The sequence below is a fragment of the Duganella sp. OV510 genome, from assembly GCF_900100205.1.
Lineage (GTDB): Bacteria > Pseudomonadota > Gammaproteobacteria > Burkholderiales > Burkholderiaceae_D > Rugamonas.
Map to the genome: position 1 here is coordinate 503,605 of NZ_FNEQ01000001.1, position 11,764 is coordinate 515,368.

Genomic DNA, 11,764 nt, shown 5'->3' on the forward strand with positions numbered 1-11,764 from the left:
ATGAATAATATGACCGACTTGGGCGAACAGCTGGATGCCAAGGTTTTGCTGTTCACACTGATGGCGCTGAAAAAAGGAGACTTTTCAGTGCGCATGCCGTCCGACTGGGTCGGCATGGCCGGCAAGATCGCCGATACGCTCAACGATATCATCGACACCAAGGCGCGCATGGTGCGCGAAGTGACGGAAGTCAGCCGCGTGGTGGGCCGCGAAGGCCGCCTGACGCAGCGCGCCGAAACTACCAACACCACCGGTGGCTGGGGCACCATTATCAGCTCCGTCAACACCCTGATCGATGACCTGGTGCGCCCGACCACCGAAATGGCGCGCGTGATCGGCGCGGTGGCCAAGGGCGACCTGTCGCAGACCATGGCGCTGGAGGTCGACGGCCATCCGCTGAAAGGCCAGTACCTGCGCGCGGCGATGACCGCAAACACCATGGTGGAGCAGCTGTCGTCATTCTCGTCCGAAGTGACGCGCGTGGCGCGCGAGGTGGGCACCGAGGGCAAGCTGGGTGGCCAGGCGCAGGTGAAAGGCGTGGCCGGCACGTGGAAGGATTTGACCGACTCGGTGAACTCGATGGCGGGTAACCTGACCTCGCAGGTGCGTAACATCGCCGAGGTGACGACGGCAGTGGCCAATGGCGACTTGTCGAAGAAAATTACGGTAGACGTGCGTGGCGAGATCCTGCAACTGAAAGACACCATCAACGTGATGGTGGACCAGCTGCGCTCCTTCGCTTCCGAGGTGACGCGCGTGGCGCGAGAGGTAGGCACCGAGGGTAAGCTGGGTGGCCAGGCGTATGTGCCGGGCGTCGGCGGCACCTGGAAGGATTTGACCGATAACGTCAACTTCATGGCGTCCAACCTGACCGGTCAGGTGCGTAACATCGCGGCGGTGACGACAGCGGTGGCCAATGGCGACCTGTCGAAGAAGATCACCGTGGACGTGAAAGGTGAGATTCTCGAACTGAAAAACACCATCAACGTGATGGTGGACCAGCTGTCCTCCTTCGCTTCCGAGGTAACGCGCGTGGCGCGCGAGGTGGGAACCGAAGGCAAGCTGGGTGGCCAGGCGCAGGTGAAAGGCGTGGCCGGCACGTGGAAGGACTTGACCGACTCGGTGAACTCGATGGCGGGTAACCTGACGGGCCAGGTGCGTAACATCGCCGATGTGACCACCGCCGTGGCGAATGGCGACTTGTCGAAGAAAATCACGGTGGACGTCAAAGGTGAGATTCTGGAGCTGAAAAACACCATCAACGTGATGGTGGACCAGCTGAACTCCTTCGCCTCGGAAGTAACGCGTGTGGCGCGCGAGGTGGGCACCGAGGGCAAGCTGGGTGGCCAGGCGAACGTGCCCGGCGTGGCCGGCACCTGGAAGGACTTGACCGATGGCGTGAACTCGATGGCGGGCAATCTGACCGGTCAGGTGCGTAACATCGCCGACGTGACCACCGCCGTGGCCAACGGCGACCTGTCGAAGAAGATCACGGTGGACGTGAAAGGTGAGATTCTGGAACTGAAAAACACCATCAACGTGATGGTGGACCAGTTGTCCTCCTTCGCTTCCGAAGTAACGCGCGTGGCGCGTGAGGTGGGCACCGAGGGCAAGCTGGGTGGCCAGGCGTATGTGCCGGGCGTCGGCGGCACGTGGAAGGACTTGACCGATAACGTCAACTTCATGGCGTCCAATCTGACCGGCCAGGTACGTAACATTGCGGCGGTGACGACAGCGGTGGCCCGTGGCGACCTGTCGAAGAAAATCACGGTGGACGTCAAAGGCGAAATTCTTGAACTGAAAGACACCATCAACGTGATGGTGGACCAGCTGTCCTCCTTCGCTTCCGAGGTGACGCGCGTGGCGCGCGAGGTGGGCACCGAAGGTAAGCTGGGCGGCCAGGCTAACGTTTCCGGCGTGGCCGGCACGTGGAAGGACTTGACCGAGAACGTCAACCAGCTGGCGGCCAACCTGACCAACCAGGTGCGAGCGATTGCCGAGGTAGCAACGGCAGTGACGCGCGGCGACTTGTCGCGCTCGATTCAGGTGGAGGCGCGCGGCGAGGTGTCCTACCTGAAGGACAACATCAACGAGATGATCCGTAACCTGAAGGACACCACGCTGAAGAACGCGCAGCAGGATTGGCTGAAGACCAATCTGGCGCGCTTCACCCGCCTGTTGCAGGGCCAGCGCGACTTGCAGGCAGTGACCAAGCTGATTCTGTCCGAGCTGGCGCCGCTGGTATCGGCGCACCACGGCGTGTTCTACATGATGGATTCGCAGGAATCCGACGCGCGCCTGCGCATGATCGCCAGCTATGGTTACCGTTCCAGCCGCAAGCTGCCGACCTCCTTCCTGCCGGGTGAAGGCCTGGTGGGCCAGTGCGCGCTGGAGAAGGTGCGTATCTGGCTGACCGATGTGCCGCGCGATTACATCGTGGTGTCGTCCGGTCTGGGCGCGGCGCCGCCCAACAATATCGTGGTGCTGCCTATCCTGTTCGAGCAGCAGGTGAAGGCGGTGATCGAGATTGCTTCGCTGGACCGCTTTACCGAGACCCACCTGTCCTTCCTCGACCAGCTGATGGAATCGATCGGCGTGGTGCTGAACACCATCGAGGCGAACAGCCGTACCGAGTCGCTGCTGACGCAATCGCAGTCGCTGGCGCAGGAACTGCAACAGACCAACCAGGAGCTGGCGGAGAAAGCGCGCCTGCTGTCCGAGCAGAATATCGAGGTGGAGCGCAAGAACCGCGAGGTGGAACAGGCCAAGCTGGCGCTGGAAGAGAAAGCCACCCAGCTGGCGCTGTCGTCCAAGTACAAGTCCGAGTTCCTGGCGAATATGTCGCACGAGCTGCGCACGCCTTTGAATTCGCTGCTGATCCTGGCGCAGCAGCTGGGCGACAATCCGGACGGCAACCTGTCCGGCAAGCAGGTGGAATTCGCCAAGACCATCCACGGCTCCGGCTCCGACTTGCTGACGCTGATTAATGACATTCTCGACCTGTCGAAGATCGAGTCGGGCACGGTGACGCTGGATGTTTCCGAATACCGCTTCCAGAACCTGCGCAACTATGTGGACCGCACCTTCCGCCACATGGCGGAAGCCAAGCACCTGGGCTTCTCGGTGGAGCTGAAGGACAATCTGCCGACAGCCATGATGACCGACACCACGCGCTTGCAGCAGGTGCTGAAAAACCTGCTGTCAAACGCCTTCAAGTTCACCACCCACGGCCAGGTGTCGTTGCGCATCAGCCTTGTCAGCAGCGGTTTCACCAGCGACCACCCCAATCTTCTGCATGCCGATGCGGTGCTATCGTTCGCAGTCAGCGATACGGGCGTCGGCATCGCCTCGGACAAGCTGCAACTGATCTTCGAAGCTTTCCAGCAGGCCGACGGTTCGACCGCGCGCAAATACGGCGGCACCGGCCTGGGCCTGTCGATTTCGCGCGAGCTGGCGCGTCTGCTGGGTGGCGAGATCCGCGTCGAGTCGGTGGTTGGCAGCGGCTCGACCTTCACGCTGTTCCTGCCGTATAACCGCGCGGGCTTCATCAATTACGACATGGTGCGCGCACCGCAGGTACGTCTGCCGCTGCCAACGCCGCAGGTGGTCTACACGCCGCCGGCGCAGGTCGAGACGGTGCTGGCGGAGCACAGCAGCCTGAGTGAGCTGGACGCCGATCTCGATGAGTTCAGCGGCAGCGATGATCGCGGGCTGGTGGCGCCGGGCGATCCATCGGTGCTCATCATCGAAGACGACGAGCGCTTCTCGCAGGTGGTACTGGGCTTTGCGCGCGAGAAGAATTTCAAGGGCATCGTCACCATGCATGGCGATTCGGCCCTGAGCCTGGCGCGCGATTATCTGCCATCGGCCATCCTGCTGGACCTGGACTTGCCGGACATCGACGGCTTCACGGTGCTGGACCGACTGAAGCGCGACCCGAGCACGCGGCATATTCCGGTGCATGTGATGTCGTCGCTGCGCGAACGTGAGCGTGCGCTGCGACTGGGAGCGATTTCCTACCTTAACAAGCCAGTCAGCAAGGAAGCCTTGCAGGAGGAGTTCTCACGCATCCAGAAGTTCCTGCTGGGCGGGAAGCGCAGCCTGCTGGTGGTTGATGATGAACCGGCACAGCGCGAATCCATCGTGGCGCTGATCGGCGATGTGGACATTCATATCGTCGCGGTGGATACCGGACAGGCGGCGCTGAATGCCTTGCGCGAACAACATTTCGATTGCATGGTGCTGGACCTGACGCTGCCCGATATCAGCGGCTTCGACCTGCTGGACATCATCGGCAAGGACGGCTCGCTGCGCGACCTGCCGGTGGTCATCAATACCGCCAAAGACCTGGATCGCAAGGAAGTGGCGAAGCTGAAGCGCTATGCCAAAACCATCGTCATCAAGGATGCGCGCTCGCCCGAGCGGCTGCTGGATGAAACGGCGCTGTTCCTGCATCGCTCGCAAGCCAGCCTGCCGGAAGCGCAACGCCGCATGCTGGAGGAAATCCACGCGGCGGAAGGCGGCCTGGCGGGACGCAAGGTGCTGATCGTCGATGATGACTTGCGCAACATCTTTGCGCTGTCGTCGCTGCTGGAACGGCAGCAGATGCAGGTGTCGTTTGCCGAAAACGGCCGTGATGGCATCGAGGTACTGGAACGCGATCCGACCATCGAGATCGTCCTGATGGACATCATGATGCCGGAAATGGACGGCTACGATACGATGCGCGCGATCCGCCGCATTCCGAAGTTCAAGTCGCTGCCGATCATTACGCTGACGGCGAAGGCGATGAAGGGAGACCGCGACAAATGTATCGCCGCCGGCGCCTCCGACTACATCACCAAGCCGGTGGACGTGGCACAGCTGCTGTCGCTGATGCGCGTCTGGTTGCACTGATGTCGTCGCTATTCGCTACCCTCAAGGCGGCGCTGCGTGGCGATGAGGAAGTCGCCGCCAGCCCACCGCCAACGGTCACGCCGCTGATCGTTGCGGCGGCCGGCGCGGCACGGCGGCATTCGCCATCGACGGTCGAGGAGCTTGAACTGGAGCTGCTGCTGGAAGCCCTGTTCCAGTGCCACGGCTATGATTTTCGCGGCTACGAGCGCGCGCTGGTCATGCGCAAGGTGCAGGCGCTGTGCGCGCAAATGGGCTTGCTGACCATCTCCGCGCTGCAATCGCGCATCCTGCACGACGACGGCGCCTACCACACCTTGCTGCGCGCGCTGTACGTGGCGCCAGCGCTGATGTTCGACGATACGCTGGAAGCGTCGATGCTGCGCCTGTCGCTGGGTATCAGCCTGCACGGCGTTGCCCTGCCGCGCGTCTGGCTGGCTGACTGCGCCGGCGCACAGCAGGCCTGGACCTTGGCCATCCTGCTCGAACAGGAGCAACTGGCGGCGCGCACCGAAATCTACGCCACCGTCAATAGCGACGCCATGCTGGCCGAGGTCCAGCAAGCCAGCCTGCCGATGGCGCAACTGAGCGAGCTGCAACTGAACTATGTCCGCAGCGGTGGCGTGGGCAAACTGATCGACTACTTTGATGTCAGCGACCATGGCACGCGCGCGGTACTCAAGCCGCAGCTGGCCGGTCGCATCACGTGGGCACAGTACAACCTCGTCACCGACGCCTCATTCAACGAATTCCATATGATATTGGGCCAGCGTGCCCTGCCCGATTTCGGGCCGGCGCTGCGCCGGCGCGTGCTGCAACTGTTCGATGACAGCCTGGCGCCGTTCGGCCTCCTCGCGCTGGACCGCGACCTCGACGATCACGATCCGCTGGCGCGCCACTACAAGCCGGTGCTGGCGCACCAGCCCTGGTACAAACGCATCGCCTAACCCTGCGCGGCGGCGCTGGGCCGCTCGGCAATGCGGTCACGCCACGCCTGCAAATGCGACATCTCCTCGTGGCCCGGCCGGAAACGCATCAGGCCACGTGCAAACTCCAGCGCGCAAAACGCCGTGATGTCGGCGATGGTGAAGCGCTGGCCGGCGACAAACGGTTGCGTGGCCAGCAACTGATCCAGCCAGCGCGCCGTCTCGCGCATTTTCTCGCCCTGCACCACACCGTACTCCGGAAACTGCGGCTGCTCCAGCGCCGCCAGGCCCGGATGCGTGTGGCGCACGCAATTGGCTATCCCATAGAACAAATGCAGCTCGACGCGGCGGTCGGTCATTTCGATGAAGGCCCGTTCGTCGTAGCCCTCGCCCATCAGGCTGGGCTCCGGCGCATGGCCTTCCAGCCAGGAACAGATGGCGCGGGTTTCGCACAGGGTGCGGCCATCGTCCAGCACCAGCGCCGGCACGCGGCCAAAGGGATTGCGCGCCAGGTAGTCAGCGCTGCGGTGCTGGCCGGCGCCCAGGTCGACCTGCACCTGTTCGATGCCGGCTATGCCTTTCTCGGCGATGAACATGGCGACCCGGCGCGGATTGGGCGCGCGGGCAGAGGTATAGAGTTTCATCGCGATTGCCCCGTTTCCAGCATGGTGCGCACCGTGGCGGGATCGCTGCGCTCGGCGCGCGGCGGCAGCAGGATACCGCGCTGCACCGCCGGTCGCGCGGCAATCGCCGCCAGCCAGCGCTGCAAATGCGGCAAGTCGTCCACCGTCACGCCGGACCAGTCATGCGTGTGCACCCACGCCCAGTTGGCGATGTCGGCGATCGAATAATCGCCGGCCAGGTATTCGTTGCTGGCCAGGTGCGCATCCAGCACGCGGAACAATCGCTTGCTCTCGCCCTGATAGCGGTCGATGGCCGGCTGGATCTTCTCCGGGAAGTAGCGGTGGAACACATTCGCCTGGCCCATCATCGGGCCGATGCCGCCCATCTGGAACATCAGCCATTGCAGCACCTGCGAGCGGCCCTTGGCGTCGCTGGGCATCAATTCGCCGGTCTTTTCGGCGAGGTAGATCAGGATGGCGCCGGATTCGAACACGGCGAAATTGTCTGCGGAGCGGTCGACAATGGCGGGGATGCGGCCATTCGGATTGATCGCCAGGAACCACGGTTCCTTCTGTTCGCCGGCCTGCAGGTCCAGCGCATGCAGCGTATAGACCAGTTCCAGCTCTTCCAGCGCGATGGAGACTTTGTGGCCGTTCGGTGTGGCGGCCGTGTACAAATCGATCATGTCTTTGCCTTTTCGGGGAAAGTGGGCTTGGCCAGATCATAATCCCATTTGGGATTTGACAGCGCCCACGGTTCGCCGTAGATTGCTCGCTTGCCCACAAGGCCCTCAATATCACAAGGAAGAACATGCAACGCAGTCTGATTTCGCTCGCCGTCATGGCGCTGCTGGGATTGTCCGCTGGCGCACCTACCCTGGTCGCCGCAGCACCTGCCGCCAAGGCCGCGCAGGTCACCACCCAGCTCCCGCGCACCGCCGTCCCGACCCACTACGCCGTTTCGCTGACGCCGGATGCAGCCAACAGCAGCTTCAGCGCCAGCGTCACCATAGCGCTCGACGTCAAGCAAGCCACCAGCAGCCTGACGCTGCAGGCGGCCGACCTGAAATTCAGCGCCGCCGCCATCAGCGCGGGGCCGGGCAAGGCGACGCAGCAATCGAGCAAGATCGATGTCAATGCCGAGCAGCAGACCGCCACCTTCCACTTTGCCCAGGCGCTGAAGCCGGGCAGCTACCAGCTCAAGCTGGATTACACCGGCATCATCGGCACCCAGGCGTCCGGCCTGTTCTCGCTGGATTACGACAACGGCGGCGCCAAGAAGCGCGCGCTGTACACGCAGTTTGAGAACTCCGACGCGCGCCGCATGATTCCATCGTGGGACGAGCCGTTCTACAAGGCCACCTTCGCGCTGGAAGCCACCATTCCGGCCGGCCAGATGGCGGTGTCGAACATGCCGGTCACCTCCACCACCAAGCTGGCCGACGGCCGCGAGCTGGTACGCTTTGCCACCTCGCCAAAGATGTCGACCTATTTGCTGTTCTTCGGCCTGGGCGAATTTGAACGCGCCACTGCGGTGGCTGACGGCGTGGAGCTGGGTGTGATCACGCAAAAAGGTGCGCTGGGCCAGGCGCAATTCGCGCTGGATTCGTCGCGCGATGTGCTGAAAGAGTATAACGACTACTTCGGCGTCAAATACCCGCTGCCCAAGCTGGACAACATCGCCGCGCCCGGCCGCAGCCAGTTCTTCAGCGCGATGGAAAACTGGGGCGCCATCTTCACTTTTGAAAATTCGATCCTGCTCGATCCACGCGTGGCGACGCAGTCGGACAAGGAAGTTTCCTTCCTGGTGGCCGCGCACGAAATGGCACACCAGTGGTTCGGCGATCTGGTCACGATGGCCTGGTGGGATGACCTGTGGCTGAACGAAGGATTCGCCTCGTGGATGGAATCGCGCACCACCACCCGACTGCATCCGGAATGGAACTGGGAGCTGCGCGCGGTCGGCACGCGCGAAGGCGCGATGGAGCGCGACGCGCTGGCCACCACCCACCCTATCGTGCAGCGTATCGCCACGGTGGAGCAAGCCAGCCAGGCGTTCGACAGCATTACCTATAGCAAGGGCGAAGCGGTAATCCGCATGCTGGAAAACTATGTCGGCGACGAAGCCTGGCGCGCCGGCGTGCGCAGCTACATCGCCAAGCACGCCTACGGCAATACGGTGTCCGATGACCTGTGGGGCGAAATCGAGAAGTCGGCGCGCAAACCGATCACCGCGATTGCGCATGACTTCACGCTGCAGCCTGGCGTGCCGCTGATACGCGTGTCCGATGCCGTCTGCAAGAACGGCAAGACCACCATCCAGCTGACGCAGGGTGAATTCAGCAAGGATCAGGAAAACAAGAAGCCGTTGAGCTGGCGCGTGCCGGTTATCGCACAGACAGTGGGCGGCACTACGGTGCGCACGCTGGTCAGCGGCGGCAAGGCCAGCGTGACGCTGCCAGGCTGCGGCGCGGTGCTGGTCAACGCGGGTCAAAGTGGCTACTATCGCACGCTGTATGCGCCGCAAGCCTTCGCCGCGTTGGCGGGCGAGTTTGCCCGCATGCCGGCCATCGATCAACTGGGCCTGCTGGCCGATAGCTGGGCGCTGGGCCTGGCCGGCCAGATGCCTGCGTCCGGCTTTATGGACCTGGCGAACAATGCACCAGTGGGCGCAGCGCCGCAGGTATGGCAACGCATCGCCAGCGTGCTGGCCGGCCTGCACGGCAGCTACGAAGGCAAGCCGGAACAGCAGGCGGCGCTGGACCGCTATACCCGTGCGCGCCTGGCCCCGGTGTTCGCACGCGTCGGCTGGACCGCCGCCAAGGATGAAGCGGCGCCGGTGGCAAACCTGCGCGAAGCACTGATCCACGCGCTGGCCGAAGTAGGCGACCAGGCCGTGATTGCCGAAGCGCGCCGCCGCTACGCTGCCTCGGCCACCGACAAGGAGGCGATGCCGGCCGCGTTGCGCCGCCCTATCCTGGGCGTGATCGCGGCGAATGCCGACGGGGCGGCGTGGGAGCAACTGCATGCTGCCGCCAAGGCCGAGCAATCGAGCATGATCAAGGCTGAGCTGTATGACTTGCTAGGCACCGCCAACGACAAGGCGCTGGCACAGCGCGCGCTGGACCTGGCGCTGAGCGATGAGCCGGAAGCGACTGCCGGTGCATCGATCATCAGCCATGTCGCGAGCAACCATCCGGACCTGGCGTTTGATTTCGCGGTTGCCAATCGTGCCAAGGTGGACAAGATCGTCGACGGCTCCTCGCGCAGCCGCTACTTCCCTGGCCTGGGCGGACGCTCTGCCGATCCGGCGATGATCGGCAAGCTGCAAGCGTATGCAAAGCAGTACCTGTCTGCCGAAGCCCAGGGCGACACGAAGACGGCGATTGCGTCGATCGAGTATCGCATCAAGGTACGCTCGCAGCGCCTGCCGCAGATTGACGCCTGGCTGAAGCAGCACGGCGGTTAAGCAAAAAAAAACCAGCATCATCGTGAGATGGTGCTGGTTGCAAAACGCTCGAAAGCGTGGGGATGTTCATTGGTCCGTCGGCTATGGTGCCGGCTGGACGGTATTTGTGCCGGGCTTGAACGGTCCGGCAACCGGGCGCTGGGCTTAGCCTCGCGCTATGGGTTCTACTTTGCCACTGATCGGCAAAGACAGGCTTAGGAGTTCATTAAGGTAGTGCTTAAGGATGCTTAAGCATTGGGAATGGTGCCGGTGTTTCAGGCCACCGGCCAGCCTGCTGAGCTATGATCCGTGTACGTCCGCGCCGTCTTGGGCACGGGGCCAGGTGAATCACGCTGTCGCCAGCGGATGCAATAATATTTGGACAATATGACGGCTAAATGACGCACACGAACTTTACATTTGTCATATTCGCAGCGCTGCTCTCGCTGAGCGCTTGCTCGCAATTGCCGCCGCCAGCAGCGGCGCCAGCAGCGGCGCCAGCGCCGGCCCCTGCAGCGGCCGTGGTGACGCCCTCGCCCGCTGCGACGCCGCCTGCCGCTGCGGAACCGCTGCTGCGGATCGACAGCACGCAATCGCTGATCGCCGTCACCGTGCGGCGCGGCGGCGTGCTGGCGCGCCTCGGTCACGATCACGTGGTGGCCAGCCATGCGATCAGCGGCACTGTGTCACCCTCACGCAATATCGCAGATTTCACGTTCCGCCTGGATGAGATGAAAGTCGATGAAGCGGACCTGCGACAGACTGCCGGCCTGGCCAAGCAGCCGTCAGCCGACGCCATTGAAGGCACGCGCTACAATATGCTGAACAAGGTGCTGGACGCCGACCGCTATCCGCTGGTGCAGGTGCACGCGGAGCGCGTGGCCATCGGTCAACCGCTGCAAGTCTCGATCACACTGCACGGCGTAACACGTACACTGGCGATTCCAGTCGAGCTACGCGAAGAGCAAGGCGCCATCAACGTCAAAGGCACGGTCAACCTGAAGCAAACCGATTTCGGCCTGACACCCTTCTCCGTGATGGCCGGCGCCATGTCCGTGCAAGACCAGATGGAACTGCGCTTCGACCTGACCGCCAGATAAAAAAAGGCCCGCAGCAGAAGCGCGGGCCAAAGGTTTCAAATCGGGAGAGACTTGAAAGAGCAAAGACAGTATCTCAGCCCTGCATGACGCGATGATGACATCGCGCTCGCCCAAACACACTTTTTTAGCGCGCGATCATCAGGCGCAAACCCAGGCCGACGAAGATCGCACCGGCCACCCGGTCCATCCACTTGGCGGCGCTCGGCGTACGATTGATCCAGGCCCCTACCGCGCCGGAGAAATAACCCAGCAGACCAAACAGCACCACCGCCTGCGCAGTAAACAACAGGCCCAGTTGCGCCGTCTGCCAGGCGGCGTCGCCACGCTCGGCCACCACAAACTGCGGCAGGAAGGAAAGGAAGAACAGCACCACCTTTGGATTGATCGTATTGGCGAACAGCCCCTTGCTGAACAATTTACCCAGGCTTTCATGCGGCAAGCCCGCCCCTTCAACACGCGCGCCGCCCCGGCTGCGCAAGGCGCCGATGCCCAGCCAGATCAGGTAAGCACCGCCCACCAGCTTCAGCGCGCCAAACGCCAGCGGCGAAGCCTTGATCAGCGCCCCCACACCAAACGCCGCCAGCAAGGTATGACTCAGGCAACCCAGCGCGCAGCCAAGGCCGAAGACCATGCCCTGACGGCGGCCACGCGACATGCCCACGCTGAGCACCATCAGGTTGTCCGGCCCCGGTGAAACGGTAATCAGCAGCGCCGCGCTAAGAAATCCAATGAACTGTTCTGGCGAAATTAACAAGATATTTTCCTGACGTGCAA

At 62.9% G+C, this 11,764-nt stretch carries 7 protein-coding genes; 4 read left to right on the plus strand and 3 right to left on the minus strand.

The annotated features are described in order from the left end of the window. On the plus strand, nucleotides 1-4,896 hold the full coding sequence (locus BLS51_RS02420) for a HAMP domain-containing protein (RefSeq protein ID WP_090178863.1): 4,896 nt from the start codon (nucleotides 1-3) through the stop codon (nucleotides 4,894-4,896). Beyond that, a complete protein-coding gene (locus BLS51_RS02425) occupies nucleotides 4,896-5,840 on the plus strand; it encodes a CheR family methyltransferase (RefSeq protein ID WP_229207414.1) in 945 nt (314 codons plus the stop codon). The genes BLS51_RS02420 and BLS51_RS02425 overlap by 1 nt, the downstream gene beginning before the upstream one ends. Here BLS51_RS02425 and BLS51_RS02430 read toward each other — a convergent pair. Both BLS51_RS02430 and BLS51_RS02435 read right to left on the minus strand, forming a co-directional pair. Then, nucleotides 5,837-6,463, minus strand: coding sequence for a glutathione S-transferase family protein (locus tag BLS51_RS02430; RefSeq protein ID WP_090178856.1), 627 nt, complete (start codon nucleotides 6,461-6,463; stop codon nucleotides 5,837-5,839). The two genes, BLS51_RS02425 and BLS51_RS02430, sit on opposite strands and share 4 nt — an antisense overlap. Continuing rightward, the gene (locus tag BLS51_RS02435; protein WP_090178852.1) at nucleotides 6,460-7,128 is read right to left on the minus strand and encodes a glutathione S-transferase family protein; all 669 of its coding nucleotides are present in this window, start codon (nucleotides 7,126-7,128) and stop codon (nucleotides 6,460-6,462) included. The genes BLS51_RS02430 and BLS51_RS02435 overlap by 4 nt, the downstream gene beginning before the upstream one ends. Nucleotides 7,129-7,253: 125 nt before the next feature. Here BLS51_RS02435 and BLS51_RS02440 point away from each other — a divergent pair, with 125 nt between their 5' ends. Next, a complete protein-coding gene (locus BLS51_RS02440; protein ID WP_090178848.1) occupies nucleotides 7,254-9,911 on the plus strand; it encodes a M1 family metallopeptidase in 2,658 nt (885 codons plus the stop codon). Between the two features lie 377 nt (nucleotides 9,912-10,288). Beyond that, nucleotides 10,289-10,990: a YceI family protein gene (locus tag BLS51_RS02445; RefSeq protein ID WP_090178844.1), complete on the plus strand. Its 702-nt coding sequence runs from the start codon at nucleotides 10,289-10,291 to the stop codon at nucleotides 10,988-10,990. A 124-nt stretch (nucleotides 10,991-11,114) separates the two neighbouring features. On the opposite strand, the gene BLS51_RS02450 is transcribed toward BLS51_RS02445, so the two are convergent. After that, nucleotides 11,115-11,744, minus strand: a complete 630-nt coding sequence (locus tag BLS51_RS02450) for a LysE family translocator (protein ID WP_090178840.1) — start codon at nucleotides 11,742-11,744, stop codon at nucleotides 11,115-11,117. Nucleotides 11,745-11,764: the final 20 nt, after the last annotated feature.

Coding starts and splice junctions, on each gene's coding strand:
- BLS51_RS02440 (WP_090178848.1), top strand. CDS start 7,254: ATGCAACGCAGTCTGATTTCGCTCGCCGTCATGGCGCTGCTGGGATTG.
- BLS51_RS02420 (WP_090178863.1), top strand. CDS start 1: ATGAATAATATGACCGACTTGGGCGAACAGCTGGATGCCAAGGTTTTG.
- BLS51_RS02435 (WP_090178852.1), bottom strand. CDS start 7,128: ATGATCGATTTGTACACGGCCGCCACACCGAACGGCCACAAAGTCTCC.
- BLS51_RS02445 (WP_090178844.1), top strand. CDS start 10,289: ATGACGCACACGAACTTTACATTTGTCATATTCGCAGCGCTGCTCTCG.
- BLS51_RS02425 (WP_229207414.1), top strand. CDS start 4,896: ATGTCGTCGCTATTCGCTACCCTCAAGGCGGCGCTGCGTGGCGATGAG.
- BLS51_RS02430 (WP_090178856.1), bottom strand. CDS start 6,463: ATGAAACTCTATACCTCTGCCCGCGCGCCCAATCCGCGCCGGGTCGCC.